The organism is Enterococcus sp. R12 (assembly GCF_058135755.1).
The window spans coordinates 2099026-2118644 of record NZ_CM176874.1 but is presented as its reverse complement, the minus strand read 5'-3'; the positions used below and the strand labels follow the sequence as shown (position 1 = coordinate 2118644).

At 43.8% G+C, this 19619-nt stretch carries 15 protein-coding genes, 1 tRNA gene and 1 pseudogene; 13 read left to right on the top strand and 4 right to left on the bottom strand.

Translation table 11 applies throughout. From position 1 onward, the window contains the following. Positions 1-3 precede the first annotated feature (3 nt). The 4 genes from ACTW1R_RS09790 (at position 4) to ACTW1R_RS09775 (ending at position 3810) form a co-directional block, all read left to right on the top strand. The gene (locus ACTW1R_RS09790; protein WP_142964792.1) at positions 4-1497 is read left to right on the top strand and encodes an extracellular solute-binding protein; all 1494 of its coding nucleotides are present in this window, start codon (positions 4-6) and stop codon (positions 1495-1497) included. 149 nt (positions 1498-1646) lie between these two features. Beyond that, the gene (locus ACTW1R_RS09785; RefSeq protein WP_375826591.1) at positions 1647-2480 is read left to right on the top strand and encodes a sugar phosphate isomerase/epimerase family protein; all 834 of its coding nucleotides are present in this window, start codon (positions 1647-1649) and stop codon (positions 2478-2480) included. A 165-nt stretch (positions 2481-2645) separates the two neighbouring features. Continuing rightward, positions 2646-3518 (top strand): VOC family protein, encoded by an 873-nt coding sequence (locus ACTW1R_RS09780; protein ID WP_123833685.1) that lies wholly within the window; start codon positions 2646-2648, stop codon positions 3516-3518. 64 nt (positions 3519-3582) lie between these two features. Next, the gene (locus tag ACTW1R_RS09775; protein ID WP_005229963.1) at positions 3583-3810 is read left to right on the top strand and encodes a hypothetical protein; all 228 of its coding nucleotides are present in this window, start codon (positions 3583-3585) and stop codon (positions 3808-3810) included. Positions 3811-3898: 88 nt separating this feature from the next. On the opposite strand, the gene ACTW1R_RS09770 is transcribed toward ACTW1R_RS09775, so the two are convergent. The 3 genes from ACTW1R_RS09770 to ACTW1R_RS09760 all read right to left on the bottom strand — a co-directional run bounded on the left by ACTW1R_RS09770 (position 3899) and on the right by ACTW1R_RS09760 (position 7086). Further along, positions 3899-5170 (bottom strand): hypothetical protein, encoded by a 1272-nt coding sequence (locus ACTW1R_RS09770; protein ID WP_074932699.1) that lies wholly within the window; start codon positions 5168-5170, stop codon positions 3899-3901. Between the two features lie 201 nt (positions 5171-5371). Then, a complete protein-coding gene (locus ACTW1R_RS09765) occupies positions 5372-6598 on the bottom strand; it encodes an Ltp family lipoprotein (RefSeq protein WP_142964796.1) in 1227 nt (408 codons plus the stop codon). A gap of 405 nt (positions 6599-7003) precedes the next feature. Then, positions 7004-7086, bottom strand: a tRNA-Leu gene (locus ACTW1R_RS09760). 194 nt (positions 7087-7280) lie between these two features. Between ACTW1R_RS09760 and ACTW1R_RS09755 the strand changes: the two genes are divergently transcribed. The 4 genes from ACTW1R_RS09755 (at position 7281) to ACTW1R_RS09740 (ending at position 11875) form a co-directional block, all read left to right on the top strand. After that, the gene (locus ACTW1R_RS09755) at positions 7281-8393 is read left to right on the top strand and encodes a hypothetical protein (RefSeq protein ID WP_375826590.1); all 1113 of its coding nucleotides are present in this window, start codon (positions 7281-7283) and stop codon (positions 8391-8393) included. Then, on the top strand, positions 8390-9604 hold the full coding sequence (locus ACTW1R_RS09750) for an ABC transporter permease subunit (protein ID WP_489927268.1): 1215 nt from the start codon (positions 8390-8392) through the stop codon (positions 9602-9604). Before ACTW1R_RS09755 ends, ACTW1R_RS09750 begins: the two co-directional genes overlap by 4 nt. A 10-nt stretch (positions 9605-9614) precedes the next feature. Further along, positions 9615-10490 (top strand): ABC transporter ATP-binding protein, encoded by an 876-nt coding sequence (locus tag ACTW1R_RS09745; protein ID WP_005229973.1) that lies wholly within the window; start codon positions 9615-9617, stop codon positions 10488-10490. A gap of 167 nt (positions 10491-10657) precedes the next feature. After that, positions 10658-11875 (top strand): pyridoxal phosphate-dependent aminotransferase, encoded by a 1218-nt coding sequence (locus ACTW1R_RS09740; RefSeq protein ID WP_005229975.1) that lies wholly within the window; start codon positions 10658-10660, stop codon positions 11873-11875. A 55-nt stretch (positions 11876-11930) separates the two neighbouring features. Here ACTW1R_RS09740 and ACTW1R_RS09735 read toward each other — a convergent pair whose 3' ends face one another. Next, a complete protein-coding gene (locus tag ACTW1R_RS09735) occupies positions 11931-12110 on the bottom strand; it encodes a hypothetical protein (protein WP_005229977.1) in 180 nt (59 codons plus the stop codon). 159 nt (positions 12111-12269) lie between these two features. Between ACTW1R_RS09735 and ACTW1R_RS09730 the strand changes: the two genes are divergently transcribed. The 5 genes and pseudogenes from ACTW1R_RS09730 (at position 12270) to ACTW1R_RS09710 (ending at position 19610) form a co-directional block, all read left to right on the top strand. Next, positions 12270-13115, top strand: coding sequence for a helix-turn-helix domain-containing protein (locus tag ACTW1R_RS09730; protein ID WP_015509901.1), 846 nt, complete (start codon positions 12270-12272; stop codon positions 13113-13115). Positions 13116-13183: 68 nt separating this feature from the next. Continuing rightward, entirely contained in the window at positions 13184-14329 is a 1146-nt protein-coding gene (gene nagA / locus ACTW1R_RS09725; protein ID WP_115232459.1) for an N-acetylglucosamine-6-phosphate deacetylase, read from the top strand. 122 nt (positions 14330-14451) lie between these two features. Next, positions 14452-15291: an SDR family oxidoreductase gene (locus ACTW1R_RS09720; RefSeq protein ID WP_115232458.1), complete on the top strand. Its 840-nt coding sequence runs from the start codon at positions 14452-14454 to the stop codon at positions 15289-15291. 195 nt (positions 15292-15486) lie between these two features. Next, complete coding sequence (locus ACTW1R_RS09715; protein WP_270288046.1) at positions 15487-16188, top strand: ABC transporter ATP-binding protein; 702 nt, start codon at positions 15487-15489, stop codon at positions 16186-16188. Then, a pseudogene (locus tag ACTW1R_RS09710) lies at positions 16189-19610 on the top strand (ABC transporter permease). The last annotated feature ends 9 nt before the right edge of the window (positions 19611-19619 follow it).

The window sequence follows — 19619 nt, the reverse complement described above, 5'->3', positions numbered from 1 at the left end:
CAAATGAAAAAGTTGAAAGTTGCAAGTTTATTATTATGTGCTGGACTGTTTTTAGCAGGCTGCGGCGATGGTGGAGGTTCACCTGAAGGACCAGAAAGCGAAGGGAAATCAAGTATTTCTTGGATGGCGATGCTACATACTGCTTCCCCACCATCTGGAGATGTCACGCAAAAGCTAGAAGAATACACAGGGGTCGAGATCGACTTTACGTGGGTGCCAGATGCTTCAAAAACAGAACGCTTGAATGCAGCATTGGCGTCGAATTCTTTAGCAGATATCGTTAGTCTGACAGAAATCAATAACACAACCGTCCGCAGCTCACTCGCATCTGGAATGTTCTGGGATGTGGAACCCTATTTAGAAGAGTTCCCGAATTTGGCAGAAATTTCCGAAGATCGGTTAGAGTCTTCTCGAATTGATGGTCGAATCTACGGCGTTCCGTTTTTAAAACCGATCGCGCGTTATGGCGTCCTTGTCAGAAAAGATTGGTTGGATAATTTAGGTTTGGACGTGCCGTCGACATTAGAAGAATTAGCAGCTGTCGCCCAAGCCTTTACGGAAGATGATCCAGATGGAAACGGTGCGGATGATACGGTTGGTTTCGTAGAGCGTGATGAGTCCTTTAACGTTGGGTTCCGTTCACTTTCAGGTTACTTTGGTGCAGACAATTGGTTTACGATCACGGATGATGATGAAGTGATGCCATCCTTTATGCAACCAGAATACAAAGAAGCAATGGAATGGTTCCGTAATATCTATGATAACGGCTGGATGAATTCTGATTTTGCGGTAATGGCGAAAAATGATCAGAAGAACTATATCGTTCAAGGTCGTGGTGGGATCGTATTGAGTGGTTTGCAAGAAGTACGTAACTACATTGATGATGCAGCTGGTACTGATGAAGAGCATATGGAATGGGTCTTGATCAATGATATCGTCCATGAAAATGTGGAACGTCGTATCCTTTCTGATACCAATGGTGGAATGGGCGGCTGGTTAGCCATTCCGAAAAACAATGTTGAAACCGAAGAAGACTTACGTGTTGTTTTGAAATTTATCAATGATTTGATGGACGAAGAGCCGTTTACGTTGATGACCCAAGGGATCGAAGGGGTTCATTATGAAATTGATGATGAGGGTGTCTATGTCCGTTTAGATGATACGAAGTGGCAACAAGAAGTACAACCATTTTCTTCGTCTCGTCCATCAGAATTAGTAACAGTTTTCCCTTCAAGCAACCCATATGTCAACTTAGCCAATGAAAAGATTCGCGAAAATGAAGAGTTTGCGGTGATCAATCCTGCACAATCGCTGACCTCTGAAACCTATGATCGTTCATGGTCAAGCTTGATTGAAGGAATCTCAGACGCTTACTACCAATATATGACTGGGGAAATCGAGATCGATGGGTTTGATACAGCGATCGAAATCTTCTTAAGAAATGGTGGACAGCAAATCATTGACGAGTTCACGGAAGACTATCGTTCACAACAATAAAGGTCACAAAAGGTTCTGATCATCTATTGAAAAGAAATGGATGAAGTGAGGAGCCGCTACTGCTGAATGATTTGAAGACCAAGACCAGTTGAAGTGATTCGCTGCTTGGTCTTCTTTTTGCTTCTAAAGCAGTGAAGAAAGGAGAAGCTATGTTTCAACTAACTGTTCGGGGGCATGATTTAAAGAATTATGGGTCCCCAGAAGAATTAGCGCAAAAAATTGCCGCCCAAAACATTCATAACATTCAATTTGCATTAAATAAATCCTTCCCACAATGGGCAGAGCCAGAGCAATTAAGTCCTGGTTTAGGCCGCTTTTTCAAACGAGTTTTTGGTCAATCTCACGTTCAGGTCGCTTTATTAAGTTGTTATTGTAATCTGATCCATCCTGATCTGGAAAAACGGGAAGCGATTTTATCCAGATTCGAGACCTATCTCGCACATGCCAAATATTTTGATGCAGCTATGGTCGCAAGTGAAACTGGTTCGGTTTTGCCAAATATGGGGTATACCGAGGAAAATTTTAGTGACGTCGTTTTCGATGATTTGGTTCAGGTGATCAAGCGTTTGGTCCAAGTGGCTAAGAGACATCAAGTGATGCTAGGAATTGAAGCGGGCTTGAATCATCCACTATCATCGATCCACCGAATCGAAGAATTGCTGGAACGGGTACCCTCTGACTATTTAGGGATCATCTTTGATCCAACCAATCTGATTACTGCGAAGAACTATCAAGAGCAAGTCGCTTTGACAAGGGAAGCTTTTTCCCGCTTTGGCGATGCCATCGTTTGTTTGCACTTGAAAGACTATCAAGTAATCGATGGGAAAATCAAGGTAGTCCCATTGGGAGAAGGAATGATTGATTATCAACAACTATTGGCCATCACCGCTGAATACAAGCCATATTGTTATGTTGTGTTAGAAGGGACGACCGAAGAAGCGATGCAGCCAGCCATTTCACTGATTGAAGCACTGAAAAAGTGAGCGAGTTGTCTTTGATTGTGACTGATGAGGAAATGCTTTGTTTCTAGGAATCACGGAAGATCACGGAGTCCTTTCCTCAACAAGCAGATTTATTTACTTACTAAAAGTTAGTGTTATACTTAAAGGTACAAGTGAATTTAACTGTTTAGAAAAGAGGAAATAGCGATGAAAATGATTCAATCCACCTATCAAATCGATGCAGCCGCCGCAATTGGCAAAGTCGTTTTAAAAGTAGCAAACATAGAAAAAATGAGCCAGTTTTATTCGGACGTGATCGGCCTGACTTTATTGGAGCAAAGTGTAGATCACGCGCGATTAGGCGTGGGAGCGCAAGAGCTTTTAGTTCTAGAGAAGGTGAGTGATCCGTTGCCTTTGACACGGAAAACAGGCCTTTTCCATACGGCGTTTCTTTTGCCTAGCCGTAAAGACCTAGGAAATATGCTGATTCATTATTTGGAAGCCAAAGCTCCCCTGGATGGTGCCAGCGATCATGGATATAGTGAAGCGTTATACCTGAGCGATCCAGAAGGAAATGGGATCGAAGTGTATCGTGACAAACCGAAGAGTGAATGGGATATTCGAGCAGATGGTGAGATCGTAGGCGTTACTATCGAAATGGACGCGCAAGGCGTGCTGGGAGCCGCTGACCGATCTCAAACGACCTTTCCAGTTGGCACCACGGTGGGGCATGTCCATTTGAAAGTGGCGGACTTGGCAAAAACAGAAGAATTCTACACAGAAGTTTTAGGCATGCGTTTGACCTCAGATTTTGGTAGCCAAGCAAAGTTTTTTGCTGCTGGTTCGTATCATCACCATATCGGATCGAATATTTGGATGGGAAGAAATGTTCCAGCTATGGAAGAACAGGATCTAGGCTTAGCGTACTTTACGATCGTTTTGCCAGCTTTGGCTTTTTCTACGTTACGAAGTCATCTCAAGGCAAGAGGCGTTTCGTATGAGTTAGAAACAGACAGCCGCTTGCATTTGACTGATCCGAATGGGATCAATCTGATCATCGAAAGAAAGAATCAGCCTTAAGATGGAGGTTTTTTCATTCAAGAAATGAGAGAATAACCTATAATCAAGTAAAAGGAGAGCAAGCATGAAAAAAAACGGGGCGGGACAATCACTATTTCTAGCATTATTGATCAGCATGGGCTTATTTTTCTTTGTCCAAGGGAAACAATTAATAGAAAGTGGGGCGTCTCCTGTGATTTTTATTGCTTTTTCGGCTTTTGCAGGAATTATCGGAGTTGGTGTCTATGGTCTTCAAGCAATAATGAAGCAGCATCGGCGCAAAGCCATGGTACCAATCAAAACCAAAAAATAAAGAAACCGACCAATCTTAAACAGGAAGATTGGTCGGTTTTTTGTTTAAGCTAAGACAAAATGGGAAATGGGGTCTCGTCCCCTACATATTAATTTTCCATGTTATCAATCGCAAATTCGATCTCATCAGGTGAGAAGCCGTTCCCTTCAAGATGAGCAGCCATATTTCTTTGACGGATCCCTAACACCCGACGGGATTGATTGGCGCGTCCTAAAGCATGGCGATACCAATCTACATCTAGGGTTTCTAGTGCCCATTGTGTTTCCTCCGCAGTAAAACCTTCTGTTTCTAACAGTTCTGCCATCTCTTGTTTTGAATAAAAGCGACGATTTCCTTGCGCTCTAACGAGGAAAAAGGCTTCAAGTTCTCGTTCTGTCGCATTGTTTTCGCGCTCATAGCGTGCTGCTACAGTCGGGGCGAGATGAAACCCTGCTAAAATCGTTTCCTCGGTCACTTCGTTATCAAACACGTAGGTTCTGAACTGAAAGCGATTGTCGTTTTCCAGTTCAAGCCATAGTGATTCAACCAGAAATCGATAACCGTATGGAATCGTTTCATAAACAGCATCGGCAATTTCGTAAAAATAAGCGGAAACGGCTTCGTAAGGAGTCATTATCTCGGGAACGATTTCCGTCGTTTGTCCATTAAACAAAGTGATTGCGGAAGGGTAGGTCTCACCAGCATTCGTAAATGTGAGAATCCCCACTGGCTCATGTTTTGTTGAAAAGACATTCATGGTCACACCGTTCGCCAAATCAATCGCACTCTGCCACTCGATTTCTAGGTCATCGCTTTGTTGGTGTAAGTGTTCAAGTGTATCAGGTGTCAAACCAAGCTTTTCTCGTGTATCTTCATTGATTTCTTCTTCATCGGCAAGTGGATTGTTTGCTCCAGCGGTCACTAGTGCCAAATCCTCTTCGTATTCGTTGAATAATTCTTGCAATTTTGCTCGTCTACTGACGATGATCGGGCTTTCCTCATGGATGGCAAGTAAGGCTTCGATACGGCCATTGCGAGCGGCAACCCAACTGGGCATATCCAGATAGCGAGCTTCGATCGCTTCTTGAGCGAGTGCGATCATTGTTTCCGTGTTTTCAATGAATGCCGCCTTGTGTTTTGAGTTGCTATTGACCTGGTCTAGAAAGGCCAATTCTGCTTCTTTGCCTCGAATCATCAGTTCGAGATTTTCAATACTTAAATCATAAGTAAGATTTTCTGCATGATAGGTATGTTCCCAACCAGCATCTAAAGCTGCACCGATGCGTTCAGAAAGTTCCTCAGGGCTTGCTGAATTTATCGTCCCACATCCTGAAATCAGGGACAGTATTAGTAATAAAGGCAACAAAACTTGTTTTTTCATTTTTCTCCTCCTCGTGAGACTCTAGTAAACCTCGCCATTTTGTACGAATGAACGCATTAGATCGAGCTCTTTCTTGGCTATAAACATAGCCACAATATAAGGGACATCAACTGAGCCCCCAAAGTTAGACCAAAAAACCTAACTTTTTGAGGTCACTACAACAGCATATGGGCATCGCGATGCCCTTTTCTTCGCTAGCTTTTAGTTACCTATGTTTGTCATCGCGTAGTCGATTTGTTCTTCTGAAAAGTCTTCAAAAGCCAATAACCGGCGAATGTTGTCAGGAGGAAGACTCATCAAGGAATGATAGCTATTTGCTTTCTTCAATGCCTGCTCGTTCCAATCAATCGTGAGCTGATCAACTGCCCATTGTGCATCATTATGGGTAAACCCTTCAAATTCTAATTGTTGTATCAATCGTGCACGTGAGAAAGCCATGAGGTTCGTAAAGGATTCGGCACGAGCGATCGCTCGTCTTTGTTCTGAAGATCGTTTATTCTCGGTCTGAGTTTGTTCGTCATTGTTTTGCTCTTGCTGCAAAGCCGTAGCTGCTTCTTGTTTGGCGTTTGCTTCTTGAAGCTGTTGATACACGGTAGTGACCATGTCTTGATCAATGTCATGATCAAAGCCATAGGTCATCACCGCCAGCTGATGTTCATCAGAAGATTGATCGAATCGATTCATAAACATCAACGATTCACGAGGAATATTTACGGCGAGCGCTCGTAAAATCGTTTCATAGAAAGCAGCTTTTTGCTCGTCGGCAGTTTCCCGATTCAGAACAGTAAACCCAGATGCGTACTCCTCATCGGGCATCGCAAAAACGAAGACGTCAACATTCGTTTCGCTTGTGTGGTAAACGGTGGCAGTGAGTCCATCGTCAAGTTCGATTGTGCGATGAAGAGTAAGCGCATCTTCTGTGAGCTGCTGAAGCTGCTCGATATCGTCTGCCAAAAGCCCCAGCTTTTCCCGCGGATCGGCTTCAGGAATCGTTTCGTTTGCTACCTCTAGTAGACTGTCGAGGTTGTCTTGATTACTGAGGATGATCGGACTTTTTTCATGGATTGCAGCAAGGGCTTGGCTGCGACCAATGCGAGCAGCAAACCAAGCAGGGACATCGATCCGACGCTCCACTAACGCTCGTTCAGCGGTTGCCATCAAATCAATCGTGTGGCTGATCAATTGCTGAAGGTCTTCGTCGGAAGAATCAAGCTCTTCCAAAATAGCCAGTTCGGCTTGGCTGCCTGCAATCAGCAATTCTAAGGTCGCTGGTTGATAATAGGCCCAACCCGTTCCAGACTGGTTTGTATATTCCAGTCGTGCGTCGATGCCAAGCGCAACGGTCTCTGACAGTTCTTCATCTGCCTTCGTGCAGCCGATAAGCAAAATAACGAATGACAATAGGGTGATCAGTATTCTTTTTTTCATTAGACTCCTTCTTTCTATCGAAAGTAACTGAGAAAACGGTCGGCAGAGGTTGGTTCATCTGGGGGAAGGAGGAGGGCAGGTGAATGGAAAAAATGTTGAAAAGATTTCCATCACAAGTTCATTCAAGCAATTGTTTCTGATACGCTAATAAGAAAAAACGGAAAATCGAACTAAATTTTATGAATAGTCGTTATATTATTCATTTTATATGAAAAATATCTCTAAATGCAACGATAAAAGGATTTTTATTGGATTTTTTATATTTGGGGAAAGGAAGGTTACTATCAACTTTTGAGGAGTAGGTACTCAAGATCAAAGCGATCGAGGGAATTCATTGAAGGATCGCCAGGGGGGATCTTTTGTGCAAACAAAAAACAGCTTCCCACAATGGGGAAGCTGTAAGGATGCGGAAAATGGGATTTGAACCCACACGAGCGATTGCTCACAAGACCCTCAATCTTGCACGTCTGCCATTCCGTCATTTCCGCAAATACTATAAGGAAACGCAGGCTAAGGTAGTTCTGTCACGCCGCGTCTAGAAAATATCTTACCTGATTTTCAGCAGGTTTGTCAATAACTTTTCCAAATGCTATTTGAAAGAATTTTCAGACTTTAGATTGCATTTTTTTCTATAAAAGGTATGCTAAAAGAATGAATAATTATTTTTTTGAGAGGAGAGCAAATGAACTATTTTAAAAACCAACTGGCAAAAGCTGTTAAGCAGAAAACATTCATCTTCCTGCTCATTGGGGCCTTTAGTTTAGGCTGCTGTTTTTCCATTTATTTGAAACTGATGGAACCTGTCAACTTGCCCGCTACCATTACCGCAGAAAAAGCGGAGGCTTCACGGCTTGTTGATCGCTACCAAGCCAATCAATCTGGTTCACCGGATGAGCAAGAGGTATATCAGCTATTACTTGATAACAATACTTTGACCTCACGGCAGCTGTCCAACTTGATTATGGAGGAATATGAACGATTTTATCAAACGAGTATTCAAATGGCGGAGCTAAAAAAGCAGATTTGGGCGTCTTCAGTTGATGACAAAGCCTTTTTACCGCCGATGTGGTCGATCGAACAAGAGCAGACGGTCTATCAAGCCTTAGTCGAGCAACAAAAAGATCCGGTTCTCACGGCTGCCAATACCCAGACGGCTGTCGCTTTGGCAATAACGTTTTTACTGAATTTTGGGTTCTTCTTCTGGGCTTTTTTTGCTAGTGACAATTTATTAGAAGAAAGAGAACACTTCTCCTTGATCCGCTCATACCCACAGATTTTCCCGATTCGGATGGTCAGTAAGGTTTTTGTCAAAACGATCACCAATTTAGGAATCTTGCTCGTGTTTTTCTTAGGCGTCTTTCTTTCAATGAGCCTTCTGGGGGAGTTCGGGGATTGGCAGTATCCAGTAGCCGTCTATCTCAGTGGGGATTGGGTAGCCTTACCTTTTTGGCAGAGCGTTTTATCTAGTATGGTTTCTTTTGCCTTGCTGATTGGTTTGATCGAATGCCTAGGTTTTGTCATGAACATGGTCGCAGCCAATCGATACGTCTCTTTCTTTTTACTGGTGCTTTTTTATGGATTCGGCTTGATTCCGATGCTGCAAAAGATCCCTATATTACCAGTTCATCTAGCTGCTATGGATAAATTTTATTCGGGTGCCTTTGCTTTGGGCTCTGGCACTTCTTGGGGCGTCTATGCCAGTTGGCTGCTGACGCTAGTGTGGATCTTCCTTTGTTTAAGCATCATGCTTGTTGCGGATAAACAGAATCGCTTGTTGAGAGGAGGTAAAGGATGAAAGACTATTTTTTCTTTGAATTACGCCAGCTGTTAAAAAGCAAGAAAACCATTGGCCTTTTTTGCTTGCTGCTGATCTACAGCGGCGTTTACAGTTTTTGGCAAAGAGACTTTCGCCCGATTGAACGAGTAGATAAAACAGAAATGCAACAACGCTATACCGTGCGACAAGATTTTCTTGATCAACAAGCAGCCAATCCCTCTGACCATTGGTCGGCATTCATGGCAGTCGAAATGTTTACCCCATGGAATGAAGCAGAAAAACAACGGCTCGACGCGCTAGCCGAGAAAGACTGGCAAGCATACGCACAAAGCACAAGTACTTGGTACCATCTCGCTTTGCAATTTACCGATGAACGAAATATATTTTATACCCCTGATTATTACACGTTTCGAAATTACTATGCTGGGTATGACGGGCGCTTCGGCTATGCATCAACCGCAAAACTGATGGAGGCTTTTAGCCAGCTGCCCAATAGCAAACTCTCTCAAGCAGTCATGGAGCAAAAAACGGGGGTGCAAGCATTACAGCGAAGCTTTACTGAATATTTACCGATTCTATTAATTGCTGTTTCTTTATTTTTGGCGATCGATTGTTTACCAAAAGAACGAAGACATAAATCTCTGTTTCTTTCACTGCCATTATCGACAGAAGAGATCCTTTGGAGCAAAACGGCAGCGTTGATGGTTGGTTCTGCAATCGCAACGCTAGGAACCATGTTCTTTATCTGGTTTGGCTCTGGTATTCAATTCGGCTTTGGCTCCTTGGAACTGCCAGTCACGATTTTATCATCGTCCTTTGATGCCCGCTACCCGATCACAGATTTCAATGCTTTTGAAACACAAGCCATCGGTCTTTTTTTAAGTCAATGTTTTCTTGCAACGCTTTTCTTGCAGTTTCTTTATTGTCGCGGCATCTTGCTGTTCAGTGCCCTGTTTCGCTCAGAGCTGATTAATCTGCTTGTGGCTGGTTTTTGTTTGCTTTCGCCCTTTCTTTTCCAACGGCGCTGGTTTAGTGCCTACCTTGATAAAACGCTGTATGTCTATCTGTATCAAAATGTGGGACAAGTCCTTTCAGGCTGGACACGCTTTTACTTTGGTTCTGCAGGATTTACGATGGAAAAAGGCTTACTTTTATTAGGCGGGGGTTGGCTTCTGATCGAATTGTGTTTCTTTTTGACGATCCAACGCAAAAAATTTCATTTGGCATAGGAGGAACGATATGTTAGAACTGAAAAATGTGACTGTCACGTATACGAGAAAAGTATTGGATCAACTTTCCGTTGCTTTTTCTCCCGGGGAGATCGTCGGGTTAGTCGCCCCTAACGGCACTGGGAAATCCACGCTACTGAATGTGGCGATGAATTTCATCCAGCCGAATGAAGGCGCAGTATTTTTAAACGGCAGTCAAGTATATGTGACCAAAAAATCAGAAGTGGCAGCGCATCAACAAATTTCATTTTTTCCTGACCAAAATGATTTGTACAATGATTTAAGCGGACTCGAGCATCTGAAACTGTATCAGCGAATGTGGCGTTCAGAGGAACGCTTGGTGGAAGAAACGATTGCTCGTTTGCGAATGAGCGATTATATCAAACGCCCAGTGGGAACCTATTCGCTGGGGATGCGGCAACGTCTGTGTTTTGCGATGCAGATCGTGACAGATACGCCATACATGCTGATGGATGAGGTGATGAATGGCTTAGATCCGACAAATGTCGAATTGATCTCCAACGTGTTGAAAGCCTTGCGGGAGCAAAAGAAAGCGATCGTGATCGCTTCGCATATTCTGACGAATTTAGATTCTTACGCGGATCGGGTCTTGTTTTTAAAAGACGGTAAGATCATTCACGAATACCTTGGCCGCAAGTCGTTGGTCAATGAACCCTTGTATGTAAAGACGGACTCGGCGGATTTCTTGGTGGCTTTTCCAGAGTTAACGACAGTGACTATCGATCTGCAAGGGCGGATCTATCTAGTAGAAATCAGCGATCCGCAGTTGCCGCAACGTTTTATCGCAGCAGGAATCACTGATTTTTCGGTGGGGCATTTGGCGTTAAATGAATTGTACTTGAAGTATTTTCCTGAAAATTCCTGAATGAACCAACTTCAGTGGATGAACGCAGGGCAAGCCCTCTCGATCCAGAGGTGAAAAATTTTCGCCACAGTTAAAATTTTTTTGCTATAATAAGTTCAATCTGAAAAGAGATCAACGACGAGAACCAATAACCTGACGTTGACCTATGGTTAAAGGAGAAATGGAATATGAAGAAATTTTCAAAGTCGTCAAAACTTGAAGGGGTCAGTTATGATGTACGCGGCCCTGTTTTAGAAGAAGCTGATCGGATGCAAGAAGAAGGCATCAGTATCTTAAAATTAAATACTGGGAATCCCGCGCCCTTTGGCTTTGAAGCCCCAAATGAAATCGTTAGAGATTTGATCATGAATGTGCGAGAGTCGGAAGGCTATTCTGATTCAAAAGGGATTTTCTCGGCACGTAAAGCGATCGAGCAATATTATCAATTACAAAAATTTCCTGATGTGACCATCAATGATATTTACACAGGTAATGGTGTTTCCGAGCTGATCACGATGTGTATGCAAGGGTTATGTAACAATGGGGACGAAGTGCTCGTGCCGATGCCAGACTATCCCTTGTGGACTGCTTCGATCTCATTAGCTGGCGGAAAACCCGTCCATTATATTTGTGATGAACAAGCAGATTGGAATCCTGATATCGAGGATATCAAAGCCAAAGTAACCAGCAAGACGAAGGCCATCGTCATTATTAATCCAAATAATCCCACCGGCGCCGTTTATCCGAAAGAAGTTTTGCAACAAATCGTCGAGGTTGCTCGTGAGCATGACTTGATCATTTTCTCCGATGAGATTTATGACCGTTTAGTCATGGATGATTATGTCCATGTACCGATTGCTACACTAGCACCAGATCGCTTCGTTGTGACGCTAGGCGGTTTGTCTAAGTCTCACCGAGTGGCAGGCTTCCGCGTTGGCTGGATGGTTCTCAGCGGGGATAAGTCCAATGTCAAAGACTATATCGAAGGCTTGAATATGTTGTCATCGATGCGGCTGTGTTCCAATGTTTTATCGCAACAAATCGTCCAGACTGCATTAGGCGGCTATCAAAGCTCCGATGAGCTGCTGCTGCCAGGTGGTCGAATCTATGAACAAAGAGAGTTTATCTACAAGGCAATCAATGATATTCCTGGATTGTCAGCAGTGAAACCGAAAGCAGCCTTTTATATTTTTCCTAAAATTGATATTCAGCGCTTTAACATTACCAATGATGAACAATTTGTTCTCGACTTTTTACATGAACACCATATTTTGTTGGTGCACGGCGGTGGGTTCAACTGGCAACAGCCCGATCATTTCCGTATCGTCTACCTTCCTAATATGGAAGATTTAAAAACGACTGCTGAAAAAATGACAGAATTCTTGGCAGCGTATCGCCAGAAGTAAGTACATGAAAAAGCACCGCTCCTTCAGCGATCGTGAGGGAGCGGTGCTTATGTTTTTATTCGGTAACTGGTTGACAAATTTTTTTGCTGACAATCATCCGATTGGTAAACTTATCCAGCATTTCAGCACTAGGATCGGTCACTTGAACGAGGACCGAATTTTCATATTCCCGTTCGATGATCCCTTGGTATTTTTTGCCTTCCCATGTAAAAAAGATCGTACTGTCGATCGTCATCTTAACACCTCATTTGAAATTGTGGAAAAATAACAAGACATTCTTGAAATTGCTTTCCTTTTTGTCATTATGTGCTAAAATAAAGAAAATTAAAAATGCGAATTCGCATTTTTGACAAGAAACGTTCGATTTTTTTAGAATTCCCCCTGGAGGACGATTATGAAAAAAAGAGATGAATCTTTTGGTCAAAATATCCGTTCAATTCGGTTGAAACGAAAGATGACCCAGAAGATGTTAGCGGAAGATATTTGTTCGCAAAGTGTGTTAAGTCGTATCGAAAACAACGAAGAGCTGCCCAATGTCTGGGTGATGTATCAAATTTGCCAACGCTTAGGCGTCACCTTAGATCAAGTAATGATGCTTCATTCGGAAGAGATCAACAAAACCAATCAAATCTTTGCCGAAATCGAATCACATTTTGTCCATAAACAATTTCAAGAGATGCGGGAAAAAATGGAAGACAAGGCGATCAAGGATTATCTGTATCTGGATTCAGATATGCAAATGTATTACTACTATCTAGGCAGCTGTGATTATTTCCTCGATCAAAACTATGATGCCGCCCTTGAGGCGCTGAAAAAAGGATTGGCCTATTCCTATCAACAGGATAAGACCAATGTTTCGGTGATGGAAATTCGTATCCTGAGCTGTATGGGTCGTGTCTATAGTGACTTGCTGCAACTGGGTGAGGCGCGTTTTTATTTAGAAAAAGCCTACGATGCCATGCATGCCTTGCCGCCAGAGCGACTGTCCACAGCGCTGACCAAAATTTATTACAACTATGCGGTCTTTTTAAAAGAGCAACAAGAAGACTGTCGCGCGCTAAAAGTAACCAACGAAGGCATTGCCCTAGCAAGAGAGAAAAATAGCTTGTATTTTCTAGAAGAATTGTTTGAACTAAAAGGACAATTGCTTCAAAGACTAAAAGAAGAAAAAGCAGCTGAAAAAAGTTTTCAACTGTATCGTGCCGTCATGGATATTCGCCAATCTGACAAAGTGGTGTAGACCTTTCTTGACTTCTGCTGCAAATAAGAGTACTTTTAAGGAAGAAAAGAAATAGAGGAGCGATCAAGATGAATAAATATATTTACGCAGACAAATTCTTTCTGAAATCAGCGGTTCATGGCCCTGGTTACTTGGAGGTCAAGGAGGGAAAATTCGGCGCGATCGTCGATGAAGTCCCTGCTGGTGCAGACGTAGAAGATTATTCAGGCAAATGGGTAGCACCGGGTCTTGTGGATACTCATATCCACGGGTTTATGAACCATGATGTGATGGATAATGATGCAGAAGGCATCAAAGCCATGTCAGAAGGTCTTTTGTCTTGTGGTGTGACATCGTTCTTACCGACAACTTTAACATCTAGCAAAGAACGATTGCGGGATGTTGCTGAAACCGTTGGGAAAGTCAAAGACGAAGTTACAGGAGCGAAGATCCAAGGGATCTACTTTGAAGGACCGTTCTTTACTGAAGAACATAAAGGGGCACAAAATCCGATCTATTTTGGTGATCCTGATATTGATACCTTCCATGAATGGCAAGAAGCTTCTGGTGGAATTATCAAGAAAATCGCCTTGGCTCCTGAGCGCGAAGGTGTGAGTGAGTTTGTTTCGCAAGTGACGGAAGAAGGCGTAGTGGTTGCGCTAGGGCATAGTAACGGAACGTTACAAGAAGCGCAAACAGCAGTAGAAGCTGGTGCCAGTGTTTTTGTTCATGCCTTCAACGGAATGCGCGGATTAAACCATCGTGAACCTGGAATGGTCGGTGCTTTACTTTCATTAAAAGAAGTTTTTTCTGAGTTGATTTGTGATGGCCACCATGTGCATCCTCAAGCAGCTGAGATTTTGATGGAAAAAGCTGGTCACGACCATGTGGCCTTGATCACCGACTGTATGATGGCTGGCGGTATGCCAGACGGTGATTACATTTTAGGTGAATTTCCAGTAGTGGTAAAAGATGGCACGGCTCGAATGGAATCAGGCAATCTTGCTGGCAGCATCTTGAAACTAAAAGAAGCCGTGAAAAATGTTGTAGAGTGGGGAATTGCTACTCCTCAAGAAGCGGTCATGATGGCCAGCTTGATCCCAGCGATCAGCTGCAAGATCGACCACGCTTGCGGTATGATCAAACAAGGTCGTCCAGCCGACTTCATTGTTTTGGATCAAGAAATGAATTTAGCAGCCACTTATTTAGATGGTGTTTGCCGTTACCAAGCATAAAATGAAACAATCTGCTTCAAGAAACAAGAAGAGAGCTTCTCTTGATCTGTTTTTTGAGCAGATTTTTTTGTTTTCAGTTATGATGAAAGAAAACGGTATTCTTAGAAGGGGAAGGTGGCAAATTGAAGACGATTTTAGTTACGGGTGCCAACGCTGGCATGGGCTTTGCAACAGCCAAACAATTGGCAGAATTGGGGATGCATGTGATTTTGTATTGCCGTTCTGCCGAACGAGGACAGGCAGCACAGCAACGTTTGAAGGAAGAGACAGGCAATCCAAGCATCGATCTAGTGATCGGTGATTTGGGGTCGTTGGCTAGCGTACGCAAGTCAGCCGCTGAAATCAATGCCCGCTTTGAGAAATTGGATGTACTGATCAATAATGCGGGCATCGTCAATTTAAAAAAAGAGCGAACAGCCGATGGATTTGAACAAATGCTGGGCGTAAACTACGTGGGGCATTTTGAACTGACCCGTCAGTTATTGCCGTTAATAAAACGTGCGGATGCTGGTAGGATCGTTAATGTTGCTTCTGGTGCTTACAAATTTGTAAAGAAAAAGGATCAGCGCTTTTTCGATGTGGCGAATTTTTTGCCTTGGCGGGAATATGGCCGCTCAAAAAAAGCCCTGATTTTATTTACAGATGCGCTTGCGTTTCAACTGCGCAATACGACCGTTACTGCCAATGCATTGCATCCAGGAGCTGTGGCGACGAGCTTAGGGGTCAGCCGACAGACAGGATTTGGTCAATCTGTTTACAAAATGCTCACGCCTTTTTTCAAAACACCTGAGGAAGGGTCTGATACAGCGATATATTTGGCACTAAGCCCCGAGGTGGCTGGCATTAGCGGGCGCTACTTTGTCGATCGGCAGGCAGTGCCGACGGAGATCCTTGATGAGCGGCAGCAAGCGCAAAAACTTTGGGAAGAAACCCAGCGAAGAATTGCCGACCAAGCACAATGATTGGTTTTTGTTCTTTGTCAATCAAATTAGATGGAAGTGTAAAATCGATTCTGGGACAGAATGAGCATCATTTTGTCTCAGATTTTTTAATTTGATAAAATGAGCTGCTTTTTTGCTGTTTCTTTCGCAGGAATAAGTATGATACACTATTAAGCGAGAAAGCGCATGCGGCGCTGGAATTCTTGGAGGAACATAATGAGTTATATCGAAGTTGTGAAAGAAGTGAAGAAATACACAATGGGCGACACGGTCATTGCTGCTAATGATGGTGTTTCGTTTTCCGTAGAAAAAGGAGAGATCGCACTGATCCTTGGTCCTAGTGGCGCTGGTAAGTCCACCGTTTTGAACATATTAGGCGGAATGGATCAATGTGATAGTGGCAAAGTGATCGTTGATGGAACAGATATTGCTGGCTTTGATGCCAAACAATTGACGACCTATCGCCGCAAAGATGTCGGGTTTGTCTTTCAGTTTTATAATTTGGTCCCTAATTTGACAGCCAGAGAAAACGTTGAACTCTCAGCACAAATCGTGCCAGAGGCACTTGATGCAGCTGAGATCTTGACCCAAGTTGGGCTTGGTGATCGCTTGGATCACTTTCCAGCGCAAATGTCTGGTGGCGAGCAGCAGCGAGTCACGATCGCTCGTGCTATTGCGAAGAAGCCCAAATTGCTGCTTTGTGATGAACCAACTGGGGCACTTGACTATGAAACGGGGAAACAGATTCTAGCAATTCTAGAAAAAACGGCTCGCGAGACTGGGACGACCGTTTTGATCATTACACATAACAGCGCATTGGCTCCCATGGCTGATCGTGTGATCCATATCAATGATGCAAAGGTCCGCAAGATGGAAAAAAATACTCATCCGATTCCAATTGCCTCTATTTCTTGGTAAATGCCTATGAAAAAAAAATTATTACGTTCCAGTTTACGTGAAATCAGGCAAGCACCCGGGCGGTTTTTGTCCATATTAGGCATTATCTTTTTAGGGGTCGCTTTTTTTGTGGGGATCAGTGCAACTGGTCCGAATATGGAACAAGCAGCTGAAGATTATTTTGCTCGCCAGAAATTAGCGGACTTTACGATTGCGTCAACATTAGGGTTGTCGACTGCCGATCGGGAAATCATTGAAGAAATGCCTGGTGTCACGTCTGTTGAAGCAGAGCAGATCGCCGATATCAATGCCGAAAATCACCGTGCCGTGATCCGTGTCTTTTCCCTTTCGAAGGAGCGGCAAGTCAATCAATATCAGGTGACTTCTGGTCGATTGCCGCAAAAGTCAGGGGAAATTGCTTTGGATCAAGCGGCACAAAGCAGCGGTGGGTTTGCACTAGATGAAACTTTTGAACTGCCAGAAAGCGGTGAAAACCAGCTAGAAACGCACACTTACACGATCGTTGGCTTTGTCAATAGTCCCGAATTTATTGAGAATTTTCATCGAGGCAATAGTACCGTTGGGAATGGGACGGTCGATTACTTTGCAGTAATTCCAGAAGAAGATTTTAAAGAAACTGCGTATGCTAGATTGTTAGTTCGTTTTGATGAGCTATCGCAAGTGGCTAGCTATTCAGAAGCATATCAGACAAAAAGGGATCAAGTAAGTGATGAAGTAGAAGAACGGTTGGCTCCGCGGGCACAAGGACGGCGGCAAGAGTTGATCGATGAAGCGCAACCAGCCATTGATGAGGCCAAAGAACAGATCCGTGATGGCGAAGAAGCATTGCAGCAAGCGCAAGCGGAACTTGACGACGCAACAGAGAAATTGGCGCAGGCGCATCAGGAGTTGACGGAACAAGAAGCAGCTTTTCAGACAGAGATTCAAACTGCCCAAGAGCAATTGAATGGAGAAGCGCAAAAATTAGCTGAGGGGAAACAGGCATTGATCGAAAATCAACGCCTGCTAGATCAAAATGAACAAGCATTGATTCAGCAAGAAGCCCAAGTACAGTCAGCCCAAGCTCAGTTGGCACCCGTTTTGGCACAAAGACCTGAACTACAAAAGGGCATCCAGCAGGTAGAGGAGCAACTGGCGCTGGCATACCAAGGCATGGATCAAATCAGAAGTGTGGGTCAACTTTCTGCAGAGGAGCAAATGGCCCAGCTGCCTACCGTCTATGCACAAGTAACCGCCGCTCTGGCACAGTTGAACCTGCCGACAGATGTCCTTGGTCCGATTCCTGATCTGGAGGAAATCGATGAAACGATGATTGCTACTATGCTGACGGCAGCTGAAGATACATTGCGTCCACTCATTGCCGAAGGTGAGCAACAACGTGCTCAATTACTTGGGCAAATGGCTGCGATCAATGACCAAGAAGCGCAACTTCAGCAGGCACAACAGCAAGTCAATGCTGGCTGGAACCAAATCAGAGCTGGGCGCCAAGAATTGGCACAAGCGCAAACCCAGATCACCCAAGGAGAGACGCAGCTGAGCGAAGCTCGTGAGACCCTAGCTTCTGAAAAAGCCAAGGGTCAGTCTTTATTAGCTGCTGGTTGGCAAGAATATCGAGAAAACGAAGCAACCCTTCAAGAAAAGCTTGACGAATTCAAAGAAAAAGCACCAAAAGAACGCGAAAAACTTGAAGATGCCAAAAAAGAAGTTGCTGAAAAAGAGCAGGAATTATTGGATCTAAAACCGGCAGTTTATCGTGTCGCGAACCGCGATGCGAATCCTGGTTATTCAGAGTACCAAGACAATGCGGAACGGGTTTCTTCGTTAGCAACGATTTTCCCAGTTATCTTCTTTTTGATTGCAGCGTTAGTCAGTCTAACCACCATGACGCGGATGATCGATGAAAAACGTAGTGAGATCGGTACATTGAAAGCATTAGGCTATCGTAACTGGGAGATTGGACAGAAATTTTTGCTTTATTCCTCTGCAGCAGGCATCACAGGTGCTGTATTGGGTCTAGCAGTCGGCTTTTCCTTTTTTCCAGCAATCATCATTCAAGCTTATGGACCGCTTTACAATCTCACGGAGTATGACACCCCATGGTATTTGCGGCTTTCATTGATTGCTGTGGGAGTCAGTTTGCTTTGCACCATCGGTATCGCACTGCTGGTTTTACGATTTGATTTAAGACAGTCATCGGCTTCATTGTTACGACCAAAGGCACCCAAAACAGGAAAACGAATTCTCTTAGAAAGAATCACCGTTATATGGCGGCACTTAAGTTTTATTCAAAAAGTTACAATGCGAAACCTGTTTCGCTACAAGTCCAGAATGCTCATGACCATCTTAGGGATCGCGGGATGTACCTCCATGATCTTGACTGGATTTGGCCTAAGAGATTCCATCAGCAATATCATTCCTTTACAGTTTGAGAAAATCTGGCAGTATCAGGCGGTGATCACTTTTGATGATGAGGATTCGGAAGCAATGAGTGAAACAAAAGCCGCCGCAGAAGATATTGCTGGTTTTGAAGCAGGGTTATTCTTGCATACGGAAAGTCTGACGTTGGCTCAATCGGGGGTCACGCAGCAAGAAGTAACCGTCACCGTGCCAGAAGATCCTGCGGCTTTATCGAGATTTGTCCACTTGAATGATCGGGTTTCAGGAGAAGCTTACGAGCTAGAAGGAGAGGGCGCCATCATCAATGAAAAGCTTGCTAAGTTGTTTGGATTATCGGTGGGTGATACGATAACGTTGACGAATGAAAGCGGCGAAGCATTTGAACTGAATGTGGCTGCAATCGCAGAAAACTACACAGGGCATTTTGCTTATTTGACCCCAGATGCGTATCAAAAGATCTTTCAGGCCGCCCCTTCTTACAACAGTGAGTTATTGAAATTCAGTCAGCGTTTGACGAAATCGAAGGAAGAAGCGATCGCGGCTGATTTGATGGCACAAGACAATGTCATCAATGTTTCCTTCCTCTCAGCTTCAGCGGATGCCTTAGATGACACGACAGCAACCTTGAACATCGTCATCTGGATCTTGATCTCGTCTGCGGGGGCATTAGCCTTTATCGTGTTGTACAACTTGAACAACATCAATATAGCGGAACGCATTCGCGAGTTGTCGACCATCAAAGTATTGGGCTTTTATGATCGAGAAGTGACCATGTACGTCTTTCGTGAAAATATCTTTCTGACGATCTTCGGCATTGCATTTGGTTTATTATTAGGGGCCCTTCAGCATCAATTTGTCTTACAGACCATCGAAGTCGATATCGCCATGTTTTCACCGACAGTCGAACCAATGAGCTATGTGTATGCCGCTGGATTGACCTGCTTATTTTCAAGCGTGGTAGGGATCGCAATGTATTTAAACTGAAACATGTCGATATGATCGATGCACTGAAAGCCAATGAGTAACAAAAACAG

What these genes read in the sequence shown, in the direction of transcription:
- ACTW1R_RS09770 (WP_074932699.1), bottom strand. Translation starts at nt 5,170, where the DNA reads ATGAAAAAACAAGTTTTGTTGCCTTTATTACTAATACTGTCCCTGATT.
- ACTW1R_RS09755 (WP_375826590.1), top strand. Translation starts at nt 7,281, where the DNA reads ATGAACTATTTTAAAAACCAACTGGCAAAAGCTGTTAAGCAGAAAACA.
- ACTW1R_RS09730 (WP_015509901.1), top strand. Translation starts at nt 12,270, where the DNA reads ATGAAAAAAAGAGATGAATCTTTTGGTCAAAATATCCGTTCAATTCGG.
- ACTW1R_RS09790 (WP_142964792.1), top strand. Translation starts at nt 4, where the DNA reads ATGAAAAAGTTGAAAGTTGCAAGTTTATTATTATGTGCTGGACTGTTT.
- nagA (WP_115232459.1), top strand. Translation starts at nt 13,184, where the DNA reads ATGAATAAATATATTTACGCAGACAAATTCTTTCTGAAATCAGCGGTT.
- ACTW1R_RS09745 (WP_005229973.1), top strand. Translation starts at nt 9,615, where the DNA reads ATGTTAGAACTGAAAAATGTGACTGTCACGTATACGAGAAAAGTATTG.
- ACTW1R_RS09775 (WP_005229963.1), top strand. Translation starts at nt 3,583, where the DNA reads ATGAAAAAAAACGGGGCGGGACAATCACTATTTCTAGCATTATTGATC.
- ACTW1R_RS09765 (WP_142964796.1), bottom strand. Translation starts at nt 6,598, where the DNA reads ATGAAAAAAAGAATACTGATCACCCTATTGTCATTCGTTATTTTGCTT.
- ACTW1R_RS09740 (WP_005229975.1), top strand. Translation starts at nt 10,658, where the DNA reads ATGAAGAAATTTTCAAAGTCGTCAAAACTTGAAGGGGTCAGTTATGAT.
- ACTW1R_RS09780 (WP_123833685.1), top strand. Translation starts at nt 2,646, where the DNA reads ATGAAAATGATTCAATCCACCTATCAAATCGATGCAGCCGCCGCAATT.
- ACTW1R_RS09735 (WP_005229977.1), bottom strand. Translation starts at nt 12,110, where the DNA reads ATGACGATCGACAGTACGATCTTTTTTACATGGGAAGGCAAAAAATAC.
- ACTW1R_RS09715 (WP_270288046.1), top strand. Translation starts at nt 15,487, where the DNA reads ATGAGTTATATCGAAGTTGTGAAAGAAGTGAAGAAATACACAATGGGC.
- ACTW1R_RS09750 (WP_489927268.1), top strand. Translation starts at nt 8,390, where the DNA reads ATGAAAGACTATTTTTTCTTTGAATTACGCCAGCTGTTAAAAAGCAAG.
- ACTW1R_RS09785 (WP_375826591.1), top strand. Translation starts at nt 1,647, where the DNA reads ATGTTTCAACTAACTGTTCGGGGGCATGATTTAAAGAATTATGGGTCC.